9 protein-coding genes and 1 pseudogene are annotated in these 21236 nt (G+C 65.9%); 3 read left to right on the top strand and 7 right to left on the bottom strand.

What is annotated here, in order from left to right:
- Positions 1-804: 804 nt before the first annotated feature.
- Complete coding sequence (locus D5041_RS21660) at positions 805-2091, bottom strand: class I SAM-dependent methyltransferase (protein WP_265285791.1); 1287 nt, start codon at positions 2089-2091, stop codon at positions 805-807.
- Positions 2092-2333: 242 nt separating this feature from the next.
- Between D5041_RS21660 and D5041_RS21655 the strand changes: the two genes are divergently transcribed.
- Entirely contained in the window at positions 2334-3269 is a 936-nt protein-coding gene (locus D5041_RS21655) for a DMT family transporter (RefSeq protein WP_265283272.1), read from the top strand.
- A gap of 25 nt (positions 3270-3294) precedes the next feature.
- Here D5041_RS21655 and D5041_RS21650 read toward each other — a convergent pair whose 3' ends face one another.
- The gene (locus tag D5041_RS21650) at positions 3295-7671 is read right to left on the bottom strand and encodes an Ig-like domain-containing protein (RefSeq protein ID WP_265285790.1); all 4377 of its coding nucleotides are present in this window, start codon (positions 7669-7671) and stop codon (positions 3295-3297) included.
- A 539-nt stretch (positions 7672-8210) separates the two neighbouring features.
- Between D5041_RS21650 and D5041_RS21645 the strand changes: the two are divergent.
- Positions 8211-8956: pseudogene (locus D5041_RS21645) on the top strand (hypothetical protein).
- A gap of 12 nt (positions 8957-8968) precedes the next feature.
- Here D5041_RS21645 and D5041_RS21640 read toward each other — a convergent pair.
- Together D5041_RS21640 and D5041_RS21635 are read right to left on the bottom strand one after the other, a co-directional pair.
- The gene (locus D5041_RS21640; RefSeq protein WP_265285789.1) at positions 8969-9181 is read right to left on the bottom strand and encodes a hypothetical protein; all 213 of its coding nucleotides are present in this window, start codon (positions 9179-9181) and stop codon (positions 8969-8971) included.
- Positions 9182-9473: 292 nt separating this feature from the next.
- Positions 9474-10247 carry a hypothetical protein gene (locus D5041_RS21635; protein ID WP_265285788.1) on the bottom strand — a complete coding sequence of 258 codons (774 nt, stop codon included), beginning with the start codon at positions 10245-10247 and terminating at the stop codon, positions 9474-9476.
- Here D5041_RS21635 and D5041_RS21630 point away from each other — a divergent pair.
- Positions 10198-11175 carry an IS1634 family transposase gene (locus D5041_RS21630; protein WP_265285787.1) on the top strand — a complete coding sequence of 326 codons (978 nt, stop codon included), beginning with the start codon at positions 10198-10200 and terminating at the stop codon, positions 11173-11175. The two genes, D5041_RS21635 and D5041_RS21630, sit on opposite strands and share 50 nt — an antisense overlap.
- Before the next feature lie 408 nt (positions 11176-11583).
- Here the strand turns inward: D5041_RS21630 and D5041_RS21625 are convergent, their stop codons facing one another.
- From D5041_RS21625 to D5041_RS21615, 3 genes are all read right to left on the bottom strand, one after another.
- Positions 11584-18567, bottom strand: coding sequence for an Ig-like domain-containing protein (locus tag D5041_RS21625; RefSeq protein ID WP_265285786.1), 6984 nt, complete (start codon positions 18565-18567; stop codon positions 11584-11586).
- 523 nt (positions 18568-19090) lie between these two features.
- Positions 19091-19279 (bottom strand): hypothetical protein, encoded by a 189-nt coding sequence (locus D5041_RS21620; RefSeq protein ID WP_265285785.1) that lies wholly within the window; start codon positions 19277-19279, stop codon positions 19091-19093.
- Positions 19280-19451: 172 nt separating this feature from the next.
- Positions 19452-21236: SwmB domain-containing protein (locus D5041_RS21615; RefSeq protein ID WP_265285784.1), on the bottom strand; the 1785-nt coding region annotated here is incomplete at its 5' end.

The following is a 21236-nucleotide window of genomic DNA, read 5'->3' as shown; positions in this document are numbered from 1 at the left end:
TCTTCTGGCCCCGGCGTGCTTGGGCGCCAGGGGGGCGGACCCTCCCGTGGCGGCGACGCGCCGGCCGCTGATCCTGAACTGCGCCGTTGCGCGCCGGGGCGCTGACGGCGCTTGCGTTGAACCCCTCGGCGGTCCGGTGGTCCGGGCAGCGCCTGCTTCGCTGCGTTGGGAGCAATGCCTGTGCAAGAAGGTAGGGGTCTGTCGGCATAACAATTAATGACGCTTTAAAACGCCAGCAGTGTAACCGGCGTTCTTCTTGAATGCTCCAATATTTGTTTGATTTTTATGCGTTTAGCCGTTGTAGCTTCTTGCTTCGCAGACCTGTGGCGTGGACGAGCGCTTCCAAGCGATGGACGAAATCGACGGGCTGGCCAGGACATGCCCGATGGGTCCGAGCGCGCGCGCGCCTGCCAGGCGCCGCGACCGGGGCTGCATCGGGAGAGATTGGGCCGTGCCCGCTGCGGATGGATTGCGCCGGGCGGTCTGCTGTGCTGCGCAGGGGCCGAGGCGGGGGCTGCGTTGTGGGCAGTCAGGCGATGCGTCGCTTGCATGGGGCTCCCCCGGCGCTTCGACGGGGCCCATGCGGTCTGAGTTTTGTCTTGTTTTTATACAGCTTCAAACATTGCAAACGTGACCAATTTGCGCATGATCTGCCCACCCAATGGGATGTTTTTTTGGCATTTTTATTTCCTCAGGGCGATCGCCCCCGGGAGATAGCGCGGTCCTGAACGCGATGACCCCGCTGATGGACGTTCTGATCGGCGCGGCCGCGTTCGCCGAAATACCCAGCTGGCGCCGCTCCGGCTAGGCCGCTCGCCCTTCGCCGCCCGTCAGCGCGAACGGCATCAGCGCGCCGGAAGCCACCAGGAAAAGCAGGTTCTGCCGGATCTCCATCGGGTTGTGCGACGCTGGTCCGAGGCGCGCGATGAGGTCGCCGATGCGCAGCGGGCCTTGCGCCAGCAGCGCGCGCAGATCGTCGATGAAATCCGGATGGAAGCTCAGTGCGCCGCGCGGGATCGCCACGCGGCTGCCCAGCCGATCGTGGCCGGGCACTTGGCCGATGACCGCGTCGTCGAGGATCCTGACCGCGTCGCCCGGTGCACGGCCGCTCTCCGATCGCGTGCCGCGCATGAACACGTCGCGGCGGAAACGTCGATTCACCGCGAAATCCTCCGCCAAGTGCCGCAGACGCTGATTGGGCAAGGCCGCGATGGACTCCACGGCTTGGCGATCCATGACCAGCATCGGGTGGTTGTCGGCCAGCGTCGCGCTGCCGACGTAGCGCAGGCCGGCGTTGGCCATGTCGTCCGCGACGTCCACCGAGTAATGCACCTTCCACGTCCCGTTGAAGAACTCGTGCGCGAGATAGTTGACGGGATCCTTCGAGAAGGCCTCGACGGCATCGACGGCCACCGGGTTGTCGCGGAAATACCGGAAGCTCGGATTCCCGATGTGCCGCGTGGTCCGCAGGGCGCCTTGCACCCGCGCCACCATGTCGCCGGGCGTGGCCTGCGAGATCTCCAGCATGAGCTTGCGCAGCGGCGCCTCGACCGACCAGCCCGGCAAGCAGTTGTAGCTCAGGTAGACCAGTCCGCCGTCCCGGAGATGGCGCGCCACGATCCGTTGCAGCGTATCGCGCACCGCCGCATCGACCCAGCTGTAGATGCCATGCATCAGGATGAAGTCGAAGGCGGGCAGGTCCTGTTCCAGCAGTTCGTCAAAGCGGGTGGCGTGAAAGACGACATTGCCGACGCCCATCCGCGCGGCATGCTCCCGTGCGGCCTCGATATGGGCCGGATTGAAATCGCAGGCGTGGAATTCGGCATTCGGAAAAGCCGCGGCATTCACGATGGTGGATTGTGCGAATCCGCAGCCGAGATCGAGATAGGTGAAAGGCTGGCGGAAGTCCCGCGATGGAATGCCGTTCAACATCGCGACGTAATTCAGCCATGCCGGAGACAGCTCGCGATGGAAGCGGTCTGTGAACGTCAGCTCATTGATGTAGCCCGTGGGGCGGTCTGATGCTTGCAATTGAAAGCCTGGTGCGTGGTCAGGGTCGAGCGCCCCATCTCGAATCGTCGATTCTGCCACGGCACCCTGCGCCAAATACCCATTCGGCACGGCGCCCCGAAACCCCGTTGGTGCGATGCATCGCGCATCGCCAATGCATTCGACATGAGCTTAGGGAATCGGTTTCCAAGACCTTGAAAGGGGTGGGATTTAGCCATGGTAGATCGTCGTGCAAAACAAATCGTTTGCTGCCCAGGTATGCCTCCGGGAGAATCCCCTGCCAGCTACTTCCCGAAACAAACCATGCCAGGAGACCGATCACCATGGACTTCGCCAGCTTGGCCCGCCTCCTTCTGCTCGCCGCGCTCTGGGGCGCGAGCTTTCTGTTCATGCGCATCGCCGCTCCGGTGCTGGGGGCGCTTCCCACGGCGTTTGGTCGTGAGACCCTGGGGGCCCTCGGCCTGTTCGCACTGATCGCGCTGCTGCGCACGCCCTTGTCGTTCCAGGGGAAGTTTGCCGCCACGCTCGTCCTGGGATGCATCAATTCCGGCATCCCGTTTCTGATGTACGCGCTCGCGGCCCAGGTGCTTCCGGTCGGCTATAGCGCGATCCTGAACGCGATGACCCCGCTGATGGGCGTTCTGATCGGCGCGGCCGCGTTCGGCGAGCGCATCACGCCCGCCAAGGCCGCTGGCGTCCTGATCGGTTTGGCGGGTGTTGCCGTGCTCACGCGCGCGGGCCCTCTGGAGGCGAGTGCACCGGTGCTATGGGGTCTTGCGGCGTGCCTGCTGGCCACCGCCTGCTACGGGCTCGCGGGTTTTCTGACCCAGCGCTGGATCACCCGGCGCGGCGGCCTCGACAGCTGCATCGTCGCGCTGGGCAGCCAGATCGGTGCCATGCTCCTGCTCCTGCCATTCTTGGCCCGGGAGGCGCTGGTCCACCCGTTCGCATGGCAGGACACCCCCACCCGCGTCTGGGTCTCGATGCTCGCGCTCGGCCTGCTTTGCACCTCGCTGGCCTACGTGCTGTATTTCCGGCTGATCGCCGACGTCGGACCGCTGAAGGCGCTGAGCGTCACGTTCCTGATCCCCCTGTTCGGCGTGCTGTGGGGCTGGCTCGTGCTCGGCGAGCGCGCGACACCAGCGCACGCAATGGGGGGCGGACTGATCGCCATCGCGCTGTGGCTGGTGCTGCGGCCCGGGCCCCGGTCAACGCCCGTCCGGGCAGCCGCCACCCCCCATGCCAGGAAGGTCCCATGACCCTTCCTGAGGGGGGACTGGCCTTTCAGAACCAGAACCCTTCACGCAACCCATCGGACGCCTGCCCGGTGATGGACAGCGGCATCTGCGCTGCGGCGCCGAAGGCGGTGATGACGCCGTCGGCCTGGCCATCGGCGTCGAACTGCCCGCCATCCTTGATCGCAAAGTCCAGCCGCGACCGCCCGTCCTCGTGCACCACCTTGCCGCCGTAAAGCGCGCTGGCCAAGTTCACCAAGGCGCCGGTGCCGTCCTGCACCCAGTAGCCGTTGGCGCCGCTCTTCGGGTCCGCGTACAGGCTGAAGGTCTCGCTGCTGCCGGCGGTGTCCAGCGTGGCCTTGAAACCCGTGAGCGCAATCGGCGTCTCCAGCGCCCGGGACAGCTGGGCCGGGGCCTCCTTGTGTTCCAGGCTGGTGATGCGGGTGTTGCTGCCTGCGGCCTGTACCCGGTCCTCCTGGGTGCCGTCGCCGGTTGCAGCGGCCGCAGAGTCGGGGGCCTGATTTTCCTGGGTTTCCTGGTTTTCCTGGGCGTGGGACGCAGCGCCGTTGTCCGCATCCGATGCTCTGAAGCTTCTTGGTGCAGATGCGTCTGCTGCGGGCCGGGTGTCCACGGTGTAGTTGGCGCTGCTGACTTCCCACTCACCGGCCTTGCCCGCGTCGTCGGTCACCCCGGTGAGGTCTGCGTGGATGGTATTCGTCGGGGCGTTGACGTTGGCCGTGGGCGTGAGGGTGGCCGTCCAGACCGTGCGCTCGGCATTGGCCACGGGCGCGCTCAGCGTGCCGTTGGTGCAGCCGATGTCTCTGGCGTCAAAGCCGTTGACGGGCTTGTTGAAGGTGACAGTGACTGTTGTGGTCTCGCCCACGGTGAGCGCGCTGTCGGCCAGCGTGATCTCGGCGTCGAGCTCGCGGCTGTCCACCTGGGGCGCGGCACCTGCTGCGGGCCGGGTGTCCACGGAGTAGTTGGCGCTGCTGACTTCCCACTCGCCGGCGTTGCCCGCGTCGTCGGTCACTCCGGTGAGGTCTGCGTGGATGGTATTCGTCGGGGCGCTGACGTTGGCCGGGGGCGTGAGGGTCGCCGTCCAGACCGTGCGCTCGGCGTTCGCCGTTGGCAGGCTCAGTGTGCCGTTGGTGCAGCCGATGTCTCTGGCGTCAAAGCCGTTGACGGGCTTGTTGAAGGTGAAGGTGACGATGGTGGTCTCGCCCACGGTGAGCGCGCTGTCGGCCAGCGTGATATGGACGTCGAGCTCGCTGCTGTCCACCTGGGGCGCGGCACCTGCTGCGGGCCGGGTGTCCACGGAGTAGTTGGCGCTGTTGACTTCCCACTCGCCGGCCTTGCCCGCGTCGTCGGTCACCCCGGTGAGGTCTGCGTGGATGACATTCGTCGGGGCGTTGACGTTGGCCGTGGGCGTGAGGGTCGCCGTCCAGACCGTGCGCTCGGCGTTCGCCGTTGGCAGGCTCAGTGTGCCGTTGGTGCACGCGATGTCTCTGGCGTCAAAGCCGTTGACGGGCTTGTTGAAGGTGAAGGTGACTGTTGTGGTCTCGCCCACGGTGAGCGCGCTGTCGGCCAGCGTGATCTCGGCGTCGAGCTCGCTGCTGTCCACCGGGGGCGCGGCACCTGCTGCGGGCCGGGTGTCCACGGAGTAGTTGGCGCTGCTGACTTCCCACTCGCCGGCGTTGCCCGCGTCGTCGGTCACTCCGGTGAGGTCTGCGTGGATGACATTCGTCGGGGCGTTGACGTTGGCCGTGGGCGTGAGGGTGGCCGTCCAGACCGTGCGCTCGGCGTTCGCCGTGGGTGCGCTCAGCGTACCGTTGGTACACGCGATGTCTCTGGCGTCAAAGCCGTTGACGGGCTTGTTGAAGGTGACAGTGACTGTTGTGGTCTCGCCCACAGTGAGCACGCTGTCGGCCAGCGTGATCTCGGCGTCGAGCTCGCTGCTGTCCACCTGGGGCGCGGCACCTGCTGCGGGCCGGGTGTCCACGGTGTAGTTGGCGCTGCTGACTTCCCACTCACCGGCCTTGCCCGCGTCGTCGGTCACCCCGGTGAGGTCTGCGTGGATGGTATTCGTCGGGGCGTTGACGTTGGCCGTGGGCGTGAGGGTCGCCGTCCAGACCGTGCGCTCGGCGTTCGCGGTGGGCGCGCTCAGTGTGCCGTTGGTGCAGCCGATGTCTCTGGCGTCAAAGCCGTTGACGGGCTTGTTGAAGGTGAAGGTAACGATGGTGGTCTCGCCCGCGGTGAGCGCGCTGTCGGCCAGCGTGATATGGACGTCGAGCTCGCTGCTGTCCACCTGGGGCGCGGCACCTGCTGCGGGCCGGGTGTCCACGGAGTAGTTGGCGCTGCTGACTTCCCACTCGCCGGCGTTGCCCGCGTCGTCGGTCACTCCGGTGAGGTCTGCGTGGATGACATTCGACGGGGCATTGACGTTGGCCGTAGGCGTGAGGGTCGCCGTCCAGACCGTGCGCTCGGCATTGGCCACGGGCGCGCTCAGTGTGCCGTTGCGGCACCCGATGTCTCTGGCGTCAAAGCCGTTGACGGGCTTGTTGAAGGTGAAGGTGACGATGGTGGTCTCGCCCACGGTGAGCGCGCTGTCGGCCAGCGTGATATGGACGTCGAGCTCGCTGCTATCCACCTGGGGCGCGGCACCTGCTGCGGGCCGGGTGTCCACGGAGTAGTTGGCGCTGCTGACTTCCCCCTCGCCGGCCTTGCCCGCGTCGTCGGTCACCCCGGTGAGGTCTGCGTGGATGGTATTCGACGGGGCGCTGACGTTGGCCGTGGGCGTGAGGGTCGCCGTCCAGACCGTGCGCTCGGCGTTCGCCGTTGGCAGGCTCAGTGTGCCGTTGGTGCAGCCGATGTCTCTGGCGTCAAAGCCGTTGACGGGCTTGTTGAAGGTGAAGGTGACGATGGTGGTCTCGCCCGCGGTGAGCGCGCTGTCGGCGATCGTGATATTGACGTCGAGCTCGCTGCTGTCCACCTGGGGCGCGGCACCTGCTGCGGGCCGGGTGTCCACGGAGTAGTTGGCGCTGGTGGCTTCCCCCTCGCCGGCGTTGCCCGCGTCGTCGGTCACCCCGGTGAGGTCTGCGTGGACGGCATTCCACGGGGCGTTGACGTTGGCCGTGGGCGTGAGGGTCGCCGTCCAGACCGTGCGCTCGGCATTGGCCACGGGCGCGCTCAGTGTGCTGTTACGGCACGAGATGTCTCTGGCGTCAAAGCCGTTGACGGGCTTGTTGAAGGTGAAGGTGACGGTGGTGACCTCGCCCACGGTGAGCGCGCTGTCGGCCAGCGTGATCTCGGCGTCGAGCTCGCTGCTGTCCACCGGGGGCGTGGTATCTGCTGCGGGCCGGGTGTCCACGGAGTAGTTGGCGCTGTTGGCTTCCCCCTCGCCGGCCTTGCCCGCGTCGTCGGTCACCCCGGCGAGGTCTGCGTGGATCACATTCGACGGGGCATTGACGTTGGCCGTGGGCGTGAGGGTCGCCGTCCAGACCGTGCGCTCGGCATTGGCCACGGGCGCGCTCAGCGTGCCGTTGCGGCACGAGATGTCTCTGGCGTCAAAGCCGTTGACGGGCTTGTTGAAGGTGAAGGTAACGGTGGTGGTCTCGCCCACGGTGAGCGCGCTGTCGGCCAGCGTGACCACGGCGTCGAGCTCGCTGCTGTCCACCGGGGGCGTGGTGTGTGCTGCTGCCGCTGGCGCGCTGTGGGTCACCGCCATTTCCGTAAAGCTGTTGGCGCCGTTGCCCATATGGTCCCGTATGACGCCGGTGCTTGCGCCATGGGCCAAGGGGTCGGTGTAGCTGACTTTCACCACCTGCCCGGGGGATACCGGGGTGCTCAGCGTCAGCGTGACGGTCATGGCCATGGCATTCACGGCGACTGCGCTGACGTCCTGGGCCGTGCCATCGACGAGCACCCTGAAGGCCGTGTTGGCCTGGGGGGTACTTCTGCCCGCCAGCACTTCGTTCCAGACAAGCACCAGTTGGTTGCCGGTCACCGTGGCATCGGTCACCGTGGGCCGGGTGAGATCCATGGAATAGGTCAGGCCGGTATTCTCCGGGTTGTTGCTCCCCTCGATGCCCCCTTGGTTGGTTACGCCGGAGAGTTTCACCTTGAGGGGGGCTCCGATGAGGTCGTAGGGGCCCTCCGTCGTCGATATGGTGAATGTCCAGGTGTCGCTGTAGCCGTTGGCGTCGGGATTCACGGCGGTCGGGGTGGACACCGCGCCAATGCCATCTTTCAGCACGACGTTGCGGGCGCCAAAGCCCTTCACGGGCTGGAAGAATTTGAGGGTGACAGCGGCTGTTGCTGAATGGTCGATTCCGAGTTCGACGTGGCTATGCGGCTCGGTAATGTCGGTACGGATCGTGCTCTCGAACCAATTGACCATGGGCGGCATGGGTGTCGTGTTGTCAGGCATAGTCTTCCTTTGATGGTGAATGGCGGGGGCTTGACGGACGGCACAAGTGGCCCGTCCCGATTCGCTGGTGCTCTACGGCCCCATCCAACTTTTCATGCTCAGCTTGGAAAGCACCCCGGGTAACGAAAGATTACTGAGCGGTGTGCGGGCCAGCGCGGGTAGACGGGTTGGAAAGAGCCGCCGGGCTTGCCCGGCAGATCGTTGATCGACGGCACCTGCACCGACTCACACGTTTGCAATTGTGACTCAAGTCGCAATTGTGACCCAGATTTCAGCCTTGGCGCAATGGGCGCGGCAAATCGGTTGCGCTTCGGTAGCGCGCCAGCGGCAAGCGCTGGCGGGCATCTCCCCCATGCCAGGAAGGTCCCATGACCCTTCCTGAGGGGGAGATTGGCCCGGGGAACTGGCCTCTCAGAACCACCCCTTTCAAGGTCTTGGAAACCGATTCCGCTAAGCTCATATCCCCTGAACACCACATGGGGCAAGCGATGCTGCAAGAGGTACTGAAGCGATTCGAGAGGCAAGCACCGATCAGTGTGATGGCCCGTGTGGCGCTGGAGCGGGCGATCGATCCGGGCTGGGTCGATGAAGTGTTCGAGGCAAGCCGGCAACGCCAGTACCCCAGAGAGTTGCTGTTTTCCACGGTGGTGGAAATGGTGACGCTGGGTTTGCGCCCATCGCTGCATGCGGCGGCCAAACAAGCGGGCAATCTGCCGGTGTCGCTGGCCGCGCTGTACGACAAGGTCAAGCGCACCGAGCCGGCCATTGTGCGTGCCCTGGTGCACGGCAGTGGCGAACGCTTGCAGCCGGTGGTGCAAGCGATGGGAATCGAGCCCAGCTTGCCAGGCTGGCGTTTGCGTGTGCTCAATGGTAATCACCTGCCGGCCAGCGAGAAGCGCCTGGCGCCGTTGCGGTGGCGGTGGCGGTGCTGGCCTACAACGTTCTGTCGGTACTCAAACGCAGTGTGGAACAGGCGCATCGCGATGACAGCAAGCCCGCCTTGGATGTGTCGATGTACCACTTGGCGGTCAATCTGCGCAGCAGCTACGAAGGCATGTTGATCGCGTTACCAACTGCGCATTGGACAGCATGGTCATGCGCTGAACCCCTGCGCATCGCTCAACGTTTGCTGGAACTGGCCAGCCATCTCAATCCACGCACCGTCAGCACCGCCAAGCGCGGTCCCAAGATCAACAAGCCCAAAGGCTACGTTGATGCCGCCATTGCTCGATCTCATGTCTCTACCGCTCGGGTGCTCATGGGAACTTGCTCACCAACACCTTGAAAGGGGTGGGCCTCAGAACCAGAACCCGTCGTGCGCCACGTCCGGTGCCTGATCCACGATGGACAGCGGCATCTGCGCTGCGGCGCCGGGCGCGGTGATCACGCCGTCGGCGTCGAACTGGCCGCCGTCGGTGATCGGGAAGTCCAGCCGCAGCCGCCCGCCTTTGTCCACCATCTTGCCGCCGTAAGGGCTGCTCGCCAGGTTCACCCAGCCCAAGTTTGTCAACTTTTCGCTGATTTCCCCTCTCCGACGCACGTAAGCCATTGATATCATTAGACTTTTTCTCGAAAGCAAAATGTAGTGCCATAATTTTGTAACAATAAACAAATCTCCCGATTTTTCGTGCATCATCACGGGCATGTTTATTCGCCGCACCCAGACTCGTAATCGTGTCTCGGGCGAACCCTACGTCACCCACCGCCTGGTGCACAGCGCCCGCGTCGGTCATGTCATCAAGCAAAGCACCTTGCTCAACTTGGGCAGCCACCTGGACCTGCCCCAAGCGCATTGGCCCGCGTTAGCCAAGCGCATCGACGAGCTGTTGCACGGGCAATGTTCCATGCCCGATGCGTCCCTGCCCGAGCAGGTGCAGACCTTGGCGCAACGCTTTGCTGCCCAGATCATTGCGCGCACGCCCAACCTGGACTTGGCTTGCTCCGCGCTGTCCGATGCCCCGGCTACTGCTGCCCTGCCGACCAGCAAGTCGCCCTTTGAGACTGACGCCGTCGATCGCTACCAAGAGGTGGATCTGGACTCGCTCGAATTGGTCAACCCGCGCAGCGTGGGCGTCGAGCACGCTGCGCTGTCGGCGATGCGCCAATGCGGTTTTGAGGACAAGCTCGCACAGTTGGGCCTGAACCGTCCGCAGATCGCTGCGGCTGTTGGCAACGTCGTCGCGCGCATGGCCCTGCCGTGCAGCGAACTGGCAACGCACGCTTGGTTGAAGGACCAATCGGCGCTGGGTGAGTTGCTCGAATTTGACTTCCAGGCGATGGACTTGAACCGTTTGTACCGCGCCTCGGACGCGCTGTACAAGCACCGCGAGGCCTTGCAGGAGCACCTGTTCGGTCGTGCCCGCGCGATGTTCGGCCTGGGCCAGACGATCACGCTGTACGACCTGACCAACACCTACTTCGAGGGCGGGGCTGCTGCGGTAAACAAAGCCAAACGCGGCCGCAGCAAGGAGCGCCGCAGCGACTGCCCGCTGGTGACACTGGGACGCCAGCGGGTTCGTGCGGCGCGTGCAGTTCTTCGCCGGCAATGCCAGCGAGCCGAGCACCCTCAAGGACATGCTCACCGGCCTGGACGCGGCCCCACGTGCCACGGCGGTGATGGACGCGGGCATCTCCACCGAGGCCAACCTGCGATGGCTACGCGATCAGGGCTACCACTACGTGGTCGTCTCCAAACTGCGCCGGCGTCAGTTCGATCCGGCGCTGGCCACCGAGGTGCAATCGGCCGGCGGCGTGACGATCAAGCTACAGCGCGTGCTGGACGCCCAAGGCCATGTGCTGCTGTACTGCCATTCGCCCGCACGCGAACAAAAGGATCGCGCCATCGACGAGGCCAAGGCCAGCGGCCTGGAGGCCGCGCTGGCCAGACTGCACGCCAGCCTGAGCAAGCCCAAAGGACGTCAGGATGCAGCCACCATCATGCAGCGCTTGGGCCGCCTCAAACAACGCTTCGCGCGTGCTGCGCAACACTACGCGATCAGCGTCACCACCGATCCCGAGGACCAGCGCATCACCGCCATCACTTGGGACAAACGCACCAAGTCCGGTAGCGCGGCTGCGCACCCTGGCGTGTACTGCCTGCGTACCACCTTGGTCGAGCAGGACAACGCTGCGCTGTGGCGCACCTATACCATGCTCACCGAACTGGAATCGGTGTTTCGATCACTCAAGACCGACCTGGGCCTGCGCCCGGTATTCCACCGGATCGATCGCCGCGTCGAAGGGCATTTGTTCATCAGCGTGCTGGCGTATCACTTCGTGCACATGCTGCGCTCGCAACTGAAGGCCCAGGGGGTCAGCGATAGCTGGAATACGCTGCGCCAGACACTGTCCACGCAGCGCCGGGTCACCGTCACCATGCAGCGGCGCGATGGCCGCACCGTGCATGTGCGCAAAGCCACGCGCCCACAACCGGGGCATCAAACGCTGAGCACCATCCTCAAGCTGGACCCCAATCCCGGCCGCACCCATCGCGTGCTCGTCTGAACCGGCCGCTTGCGTTGGCTCATTACCGGGTAGGCAACTACAAAATGTAGTGCCATACACGCCGGGGAATCACTCTAAGTTGTTGATTTTATTGGGGTTGAAGGAGGCAAGTGACAAACTTGGGCCAGGTGCCGCTGTGGTCTTGCAGCCAGTCGGGGGCGGGGCGCGGAGGATGGCTGGCTTGCCGCTTGCTCGATCGGGATCGTTTGGCGTCCGGGGTCCGGGGGCTTGGGGCAGGGGGGGGGGGGGGGCTGGCCTGCATGCCGGAACGCGGCCGACTCGCGCAGGCGAGCATGTCCCCACAGCATGCAGGCGAATGCGGCGCCAACCCGGGAGCCCTTCGGGTTCAAGCCGTTCGCCGGGGCGGACAGGCTTGGGCCGCCGCTGTCCAGGCTCCGCGCTGCCCCGTCAGAACCAGAGGCCGCCCGCCGTGTCCGGCGCCTGCCCCACGAGGGACAAGGACATCTGCGCTGCGGCGCCGGGCGCGGTGATGATGCCGTTGACCCGGCCGTCGGCGTCGAACTGCCCGCCATCGCTGATCTCGAAGTCCAGCCGCAGCCGCCCGCCTTCGTTTGCCATCTTGCCGTCGTAAGGCGCGCTGCTCAGATTGACCCAGTTGCCGGCGCTGTCCCTGACCCAGTAGCCGTTCACGCCCAGCGTCGGGTCCAGATACAGGCTGAACTTCTCGCTGCTGCGGCCCGTGGCCAGTGTTGCCTCGAAGCTGAGCAGTCCGAGGGGTGTCTCCATTCCCTGGGGCAATGGGGCGGGGGCGTCCTCTTGCTCCAGGCGGGTAATGTGGGCGCTGCTGCTGTTCGGGGTCTGGCTGCCGGCTACCAGGGTCACGGGGGTGTTGCTGGCTGTGTCTGCTGGCTGGCTTGCTCCGGTGGGGCTGCTGCTGAGCACGATGCTGGTTGAACGCACTGCCGCCTGTGTGCTGTCCGGGATGTCGTTGCTGTTGCCGGTCGCGGGGGCTGCATCAGCGGGGCTGGGGGTGTGGGGGAGCTGGTCTTTGGCGTTGTTGGGAATGTCGTCGCTGTCCGTGTCGTCCTGGGTGTTTTTGTTCGTTGGGTCTGCCGGGGTTGAGGGGGTCAACGGAGCTGAGCGGGCCTGGCTCTGTGGCGCGCGTGTGTTGTTCTCCACCGCCATGGCCGAGAAACTGGCCGCGTCGTTGCCGGCCGCGTCCTGTATGGCGTTGGCATCGTTGCCGGTCGTGGGGTCGGTGTAGGCGATGGTGACTTGCTGGTCGTTGGCGACAGGGGTGGCCAGCATCAAGCGGACGACATAGTTCTCGATCCACGAGTCCACCCGGACGGCGGTGACGGCGGTGAGCACGTTATCGACGCGCACCGCAAAGGCCGTGGCGGGCGGGATATGGGTCTCGTCCAGGTAGGTCCCTTCGGTGTGGTAGAGATCCAGCCATTCGTTGTCTACTGAGGCACTGACCACCACCGGGGCCCGGGTATCGATCTGGTAGTTGGTGCTATTTGCGTGGCCGGTGCCGGCGCGGCCTGCGGCGTTGGTTACGCCGGCAAGGTTTACGCCAATGGTGTTGCTGCTGTTCTCGACGTTGGCCGTGGGCGTGAAGGCGGCGGTCCAGGTTCTGCCGTTGTCATGGGTCGTGGGTTCGTCGAGTGCGCCATTGGCATCGGTGAGCACGATGTCATCGCGTGTGAAGCCGGTGACGGGCTCGCTAAAGGCAAAGGTGATGGTGGTGCTTTCCCCCACGGTCAGGCTGGTGTCGGCCAGTGTGATCGTGGCGGTCGGGCCTGTGGTGTTGGCAGGCCGGGTGTCCACGGAGTAGTTGGCGCTGGTGGCGGTTTCGGTACCAGTGTTGTCGACGTCGCTGGCCACGCCGGCAAGGTTCACGCGGATGGCATTTGTCGGGGCGTAGACATTGGCCGTAGGCGTGAAGGTGGCTGTCCAGACCGTGCTGCCGCTGCCGCTGTCTCTGGCCATGGGCGGGCTCAGCGTGCCGTTGCTGCACACGATGCTGGTGGCGTAAAAGTCGCTGACGGGCTCGCTGAAGCGGAAGGTGACGGTGGTGGTTTCGCCCGCGGTGAGCGTGCTGTCGGCCAGCGTGATGCTTGCCATGGTGGGCCGCACGGTGTTCACGTAGTAGTTTTCGCTGGTGGCGCTGCCGGTACCGGCGGTGCCCGCGTCGTCGGTCACCCCGGCGAGGTTTACGCGGATCGCATTCGTCGGAGCGTAGACATTGGCTGTGGGCGTCAAGGTGGCTGTCCAGACCGTGCGGTCGGCGTTGGGCGTGAGCGGGCCCAACGTGCCGTTGGCATCCGAGAGGTCGATGTCGTTGGCATCCCAGAGGCTGGCATCCCAGAGGTCGATGTCGCTGGCATCAAAGCCGTTCCAGGGGCGCACGGTGTCTACGGAGTAGTTGGCGCTGGTGACGCTGCTGCTACCGGCGTTGCCCGCATCGTCGCGCACACCGGCGAGGTTGACGCGGATGGTATTCGCCCCGGCGCTGACGTTGGCCGTGGGCGTATAGGTGGCCGTCCAGGCCATGCGGTTGGCGTTGGGCGTGAGCGGACCCAAGGTGCCGTTGGCATTCGAGAGGTCGATGTCGCTGGCATCAAAGTCGGTGACGGGCTCGTTGAAGCGGAAGCTGACGGTGGTGGTTTCGTCCGCGGTGAGCGCGCTGTCGGCCAGCGTGATGGTGGCAGTGGGCCGCACGGTATCGACGGAGTAGTTGGTGCTGCTGGCGCTGCCGGTCCCGGCGTTGCCCGCGTCGTCGGACACGCCGCTGAGGTTCACACGGATGGTATTCGTCGGGGTGCTGACGTTGGCCGTGGGCGTGAAGGTGGCTGTCCAGACCGTGCGCTCGCCGTTGTGCGTGAGCGTGCCCAGCGTGCCGTTGGCTTCAGTGAGCACGACGTCGCTGGCGTCCAAGCCGGTGACGGGCTCGTTGAAGCGGAAGCTGACGGTGGTGGTTTCGTCCACGGTGAGCGCGTTGTCGGCCAGCGTAATGGTCGCCGTGGGCCGCACGGTATCGACGGAGTAGTTGTCGCTGCTGGCGCGGCCGGTCCCGGCGTTGCCCGTGTCGTTGGTCACGCCGGCAAGGTCCACGCGGATGGTATTCGTCGCAGCATTGGCGCCCGCGTTGGGCGTGAGGGTCGCCGTCCAGAGCGTGCGCTCGGCGTTCGCCGTGGGCGGGCTCAGCCTGCCGTTGGGGCACACGATGTCGCTGGCGTCCAAGCCGTTGACGGGCTCGTTGAAGATGAAGCGGACGGTCGTGCTCTCGCCCGCGGTGAGCGTGCTGTCGGCCAGCGCAATGGTGACTGTGGGGCGCGTGGTGTGCACGCTGTAGTTGGTGCTGCTGGCCCTGCCGGTCCCGGCGTTGCCCGCGTCGTCGCGCACGCCGGTGAGGTCCACGCGGATGGCGTTCGTCCGGGCGTTGGCGTGGGCGTTGGGCGTGAGGGTCGCTGTCCAGAGCGTGCGCTCGGCGTTCGCCACGGGCGTGCTCAGCCTGCCGTTGGGGCACACGATGTCGCTGGTGTCCAAGCCGTTGACGGGCTCGTTGAAGCGGAAGCTGACGGTGGTGGTTTCGCCCGCGGTGAGCGCGCTGTCGGCCAGCGTGATGCTCGTCGCGGTGGGGCGCGTGTTGTCCACGGAGTAGTTGGCGCTGATGGCGCTGCCGGTCCCGGTGTTGCCCGCGTCGTCGGTCACGCCGGCGAGGTTCACGCGGATGGTGTTCACCCGGGCGCTGATGTCCTCCGCAGGCGTATAGGTGGCCGTCCAGACCGTGCGCGCGGCGTTGGCCGTGGGCGTTGTCAGCGTGCCGTTGGTGTACACGATGTCGTCGGTGTCAAAGCCGTTGACGGGCTTGTTGAAGCGGAAGCTGACGGTCGTGGTTTCGTCCACGGTGAGCGCGCTGTCGGCCAGCGTGATGGTCGCCGTGGGGCGCACGGTGTCCACGGAGTAGTTGGCGCTGCTGGCGCTGCCGGTGCCGGCGTTGCCCGTGTCGTTGGTCACGCCGGCAAGGTCCACGCGGATGGTATTTGTCGCAGCATTGGCGCCCGCGTTGGGCGTGAGGGTCGCCGTCCAGAGCGTGCGCTCGGCGTTCGCCGTGGGCGGGCTCAGCCTGCCGTTGGGGCACACGATGTCGCTGGCGTCCAAGCCGTTGACGGGCTCGTTGAAGATGAAGCGGACGGTCGTGCTCTCGCCCGCGGTGAGCGTGCTGTCGGCCAGCGCAATGGTGACTGTGGGGCGCGTGGTGTGCACGCTGTAGTTGGTGCTGCTGGCCCTGCCGGTCCCGGCGTTGCCCGCGTCGTCGGACACGCCGCTGAGGTTCACGCGGATGGTATTCGCCAGGACGCTGACGTTGGCCGTGGGCGTGAAGGTGGCTGTCCAGACCGTGCGCTCGCCGTTGTGCGTGAGCGTGCCCAGCGTGCCGTTGGCTTCAGTGAGCACGACGTCGCTGGCGTCCAAGCCGGTGACGGGCTCGTTGAAGCGGAAGCTGACGGTGGTGGTTTCGTCCACGGTGAGCGCGTTGTCGGCCAGCGTAATGGTCGCCGTGGGCCGCACGGTATCGACGGAGTAGTTGTCGCTGCTGGCGCGGCCGGTCCCGGCGTTGCCCGTGTCGTTGGTCACGCCGGCAAGGTCCACGCGGATGGTATTCGTCGCAGCATTGGCGCCCGCGTTGGGCGTGAGGGTCGCCGTCCAGAGCGTGCGCTCGGCGTTCGCCGTGGGCGGGCTCAGCCTGCCGTTGGGGCACACGATGTCGCTGGCGTCCAAGCCGTTGACGGGCTCGTTGAAGATGAAGCGGACGGTCGTGCTCTCGCCCGCGGTGAGCGTGCTGTCGGCCAGCGTAATGGTGGCCGTGGGGCGCGTGGTGTGCACGCTGTAGTTGGTGCTGCTGGCCCTGCCGGTCCCGGCGTTGCCCGCGTCGTCGCGCACGCCGGTGAGGTCCACGCGGATGGCGTTCGTCCGGGCGTTGGCGTGGGCGTTGGGCGTGAGGGTCGCTGTCCAGAGCGTGCGCTCGGCGTTCGCCACGGGCGTGCTCAGCCTGCCGTTGGGGCACACGATGTCGCTGGTGTCCAGGCCGTTGACGGGCTCGTTGAAGCGGAAGGTGACGGTGGTGGTTTCGCCCGCAGTGAGCGCGCTGTCGGCCAGCGTGATGAAGACCGTGGGGCGCGTGTTGTCCACGGAGTAGTTGGCGCTGCTGGCGCTGCCGGTCCCGGCGTTGCCCGCGTCGTTGGTCACGCCGGCGAGGTTCACGCGGATGGTGTTCACCCGGGCGCTGATGTCCTCCGCAGGCGTATAGGTGGCCGTCCAGACCGTGCGCTCGGCGTTGGCCACGGGCATTGTCAGCGTGCCGTTGGTGTACACGATGTCGTCGGTGTCAAAGTCGTTGACGGGCCCGTTGAAACGGAAGGTGACGGTGGTGGTTTCGCCTACGGTGAGCACGCTGTCGGCCAGCGTGATGGTGACCGTGGGCCGCACGGTGTCCACGGAGTAGTAGGCGCTGGAGGCATTGCCGGTCCCGGCATTGCCCGCGTCGTCGCGCACGCCGGCGAGGTTGACGCGGATGGTATTCGCCCCGGCGCTGACGTTGGCCGTGGGCGTATAGGTGGCCGTCCAGATCATGCGGTTGGCGTTGGGCGTGAGCGGGCCCAAGCTGCCGTTGGCATTCGAGAGGTTGATGTCGCTGGCATCAAAGCCGCTGACGGGCTCGCTGAAGCGGAAGGTGACGGTGGTGGTTTCACCCGCGGTGAACGCGCTGTCGGCCAGCGTGATGGCGGCCGTGGGGCCGATGGTGTTCACGGAGTAGTTGGCGCTGGAGGCGATGCCGGTACCGGCGTTGCCTGCGTCGTCGATCACCCCGGTGAGGAGTACGCGGATGGTATTTATCGGGGCGTTGGCGTTGGCTCTGGGCGTGAAGGTGGATGTCCAGACCGTGCGCTCGGTGTTGGCCCTGGGCGTTGTCAGCATGCCATTGGTGTACGCGACGTCGCTGGCATAAAAGTCGTTCACGGGCTCGTTGAAGCGGAAGGTGATGGTGGTGGTTTCCCCCGCGGTGAGCGCGCTGTCGGCCAGCGTGATGGTGACCGTGGGGCCGGTGGTGTCGCGGGTATCGACGGTGTAGTTGGCGCTGGTGACACTGCCGGTACCGGCGTTGCCCGCGTCGTCGGTCAGACCGGTGGCGTTCACGCGGATGGTATTCGCCCCGGCGTTGACGTTGGCCGTGGGCGTGAAGGTGGCCGTCCAGACCGTGCGCTCGGTGTGGGCCATGGGCGTGGGCGTGCTCAGCGTGCCGTTGCTGCACACGATGTCGCGGGCGTCAAAGCCGTTCACGGGCTCGCTGAAGCTGAAGGTGACGGTGGTGCTCTCGCCCGCGGTGAGCACGCGGTCGGCCAGCGTGACGCTCGTTGCGGTGGGGCGTATTTTGTCCACGGAGTAGTTGGCGCTGGTGGCCCTGCCGGTACCGGCGTTGCCTGCGTCGTCGGTCACGCCGGCGAGGTTCACGTGGATGGTATTCGTCAGGACGGTGATGTCGGCCAAGGGCGTGAAGGTGGCCGTCCAGACCGTGCGCTCGGCGTTGGCCGTGGGCGTTGTCAGCGTGCCGCTGGTGTACACGATGTCGCTGGTGTCAAAACCGTTGACGGGCTTGCTGAAACGGAAGGTGACGGTGGTGCTGGCCTCGCCCACGGTGAGCGTGCTGTCGGCCAGCGTGATGGTGGCCGTGGGGCCGGTGGTGTTGCGCGTGTCCACGGTGTAGTTGGCGCTGGTGGTGGTGCGCGCTCCGGCGTTGCCCGCCAGGTCCGAGACGCCGCGCAGGTTCACGCTGATGGTATTCGTCGTGTCGTTGACGTTGGCCGTGGGCGTGAAGGTGGCCGTCCAGGCCGTGCGGTTGGCGTTGGGCGTGAGCGGACCCAGCGTGCCGTTGGCATGCGAGAGGTTGACGTCGCTGGAATCAAGGCCGGTGACGGGCTCGCTGAAAGTGAAGGTGACGGTGGTGGTTTCCCCCGCGGTGAGTGCGCTGTCGGCCAGCGTGATGGTGGCCATGGGGCGCCGGGCGTCGATGTCGTAGGTGACCGTGGAGACCGCCTCGCCCACGCCCGCGTTGCCGGCTCTGTTGGTCAGGCCGGCGAGGTTGACACGGATCTGATTGCCCATGGAACTGCGCACTGTGGAGGGATTGATGATGGCGGGATCCGGATTCCCCGGGGCTGTCAGCGTGACCTCCCAGGTGGTGCCGCCGTCGGTGCTGCGCAGGTTGGACAGTTGCGCGCCACCGCCCACGGTCAGGTCGGCGGTGGTGAAACTGCTGGCATCGATGGCTTCGGAGAAGCGGATGGTGGCGGTGGTCCTTTCGCCAATGCTCAGTTTGTTGTCGCTGATCGTGATCGCGGCAGTGAGGTTTGTGGTGTGTGTCATCGCATTTCTTTCTTGGTGAGTGGGTGCTGGATGGAACGGGGGTATCTGTCCCCTGGGGTCAGATGGGGTGGCTCGCCTTGCCTCATGCGCAGCCCCGGAGAAAAGCCGGTGCTTGGCCTGGCTTTATGGGGATTGGTGCGGGCAGGCCGCCGCGGTGGGGCCTCCCGGTATCAGGCAGGGGGGTGGTCTCGTCGCACAGCGGCCCCTTCAGGAGGTCGGCCTTCGGCATGTGCAGCCGACCCCGCCTTCCGCTGGATTGGCAGGCGCGTGCAGGGGCAGGCAGGTTTCGCATGCCGCGTATCATAAAGTGACAAACAGTGAAATTTATGTCTGTCAGGTAACCAAGTCCATTTTTATGGCAAAAATCCCCAATAAACGGACAGCTACGGAATCATTCAGCACCCGCTGGCGCGAGCCCGGCAAGCGGGGTGTGATCCCCATGGCTTGCGCCATGGGGACCGCAGCGGAATCATGGGCTGGGTCTTGACCCGGGACTGCGGGGCAGGACGCTGATCCAAGGACCTCAGAACCAGAGCCCGCCATGCGCCACGTCCGGCGACTGACCCACGATGGACAGCGGCATCTGCGCTGCGGCGCCGGACGCGGTGATCACGCCGTCGGCGTCGAACTGTCCGCCGGCGGTGATCGTGAAGTCCAGCCGCAGCCGCCCGCCGTCGTCCACCATCTTGCCGCCGTAAGGGCTGCTCGCCAAGTTCACCCAGGTGCCGCTGTGGTCTTGCAGCCAGTAGCCGTTGGCGCCGATCTTCGGGTCCTACCGTACAGGCTAAAGGTCTCGGTGTTGCCGGCGGTCTCCAGCGTGGCTTTGATCTACCGCTCGGGTGCTCATGGGAACTTGCTCACCAGCACCTTGAAAGGGGTGCCTCTCAGAACCAGAACCCTCCACCCGACACATCGGACGCCTGCCCGACGATGGACAACGGCATCTGCGCTACGGCGCCGGAGGCGGTGACGACGCCGTCGGCCTTGCTATCGGCGTCGAAGCGGCCACCATCCTGGATCGCAAAGTCCAGCCGCAACCGCCCGCCATCGCTCACCATCTTGCCGCCGTAAGGGCTGCTCGCCAAGTTGACCCAGGTGCCGGCGCCGTCCTGCATCCAGTAACCGTTGGCGCCGATCTTCGGGTCCGCATACAGGCTGAAGGACTCGCTGCTGCCGGCGGCGGCGGTGCCCAGCGTGGCCTTGAAACTCGTCAGCGCGATCGGTGCCTCCAGCGCCCGGGACATCTGGATCGGGACCTCCTTTTGCGCCAGACTGGTGATGCGGGCGGTGCTGTCGGCGTTCACCTGGCCTTCCTTGCTATCGACCACCAAGGTGACCGAGGTGCTGGAACCTCTGGCTGTCGTGGCGCTGTACGAGGCGACTGCGGCCTGTCTGCTGTCCTGGACGTTGTCCCGGTTGCCGTCGCCAACTGCGGCACCCGTGGGACCGATGGCCTTGTTTTCCTGGGCGTCGGTCACACCGTCGCTGTCCGTATCCGGTTCCCTGAGGGGGCTTGGTGCAGGTGCGGAGGATCCGCCGCCGCCGCCGCCACCACCGCCGCCGCCGCCACCAGAGGATGGAGGTGGTGGGGCGACGGGTGCAGGCCCTGGAGACGGGGGCGCAGGGGTGCGGTTGGTCACAACTTGGCCGATGAGGTTCGCTGCGTCGTTGCCCGCTGCGTCCTGTATCACGTTGTCGCCCGTGGGCTTGGTGTAGCTCAGGGTCACGGTCTCCGCGTTGGTCACGTCGCGGCTCAGCGTCAGCGTCACGGTCTTGGCCGATACGGCCACACTGCCCACGCTGATGGCCGCCGCGTTGCCTGCGCTGCTGACCGCAAAGGCCGAGGCGGCTGCGGTGCGCGCGGCGTCCAGGTTGCTCTCGTCGGTGTAGGTCAGCACCAGTTGGTTGCCGGTGACCACGGCGGTGGCGATCACCGGGGGCGTGGTGTCTGTTGCTGCCGGCGTGTTGTTCACCACCGCGGTAGCAGCAAAGCTGGTCGCGTCGTTGCCTGCGGCGTCCTGTATGGCGTTGGCGTCGTTGCCGGTCGTGGGGTCGGCGTAGGCGACGGTGACCGTCTGGCCGGGGGTGACCGCCGTGCTCAGCGTGAGCGTGACGGTCTTGGCTTGGGGCTCGACGCTGACGTTGGTGACGGCGTTCGCGACGCCATTCACAAGCACCGTAAAGGCTCCGTTCGCCGGCTTGTGGGTCGCGTCCGCGTCGAGGTTGCCCGTGTCGCTAAAGCTAAGCACCAGTTGGTTGCCAGTGACCTGGGGACGCGAGTCGCCGGTGGTGATCAGCTGCGGGGCAGCGGTGTCTGCTGCCGACGTGTTATTGACCACCGCGGTGGCAGCAAAGCTGGCCGCGTCGTTGCCGGCGGCGTCCTGTATGGCGTTGGCGTCGTTGCCGGTCGTGGGGTCGGCGTAGGCGACGGTGACCGTCTGGCCGGGGGTGACTGCCGTGGTCAGCGTGAGCGTGACGGTTTTGGCCTGACCATCGACGGTGACGTTGGTGACGGCGTTCGCGACGTCATTGACAAGCACCGTAAAGGCGCCGTTCGCCGGCTTGTGGGCCAGGTCCGCATCCAGGTTGCCCGTGTCGCTAAAGCTGAGCACCAGTGTGCTTGCGTTGACCTTGGGCGCTTTGACTCCCTCGGTGATGAGCACCGGGGG

It is taken from the genome of Verminephrobacter aporrectodeae subsp. tuberculatae (assembly GCF_026127385.1).
Classification (GTDB): Bacteria; Pseudomonadota; Gammaproteobacteria; order Burkholderiales; family Burkholderiaceae_C; genus Acidovorax; species Acidovorax aporrectodeae.
The sequence above is the reverse complement of the archived record's forward strand: the minus strand, read 5'-3'. Positions and strand labels throughout refer to the sequence as shown.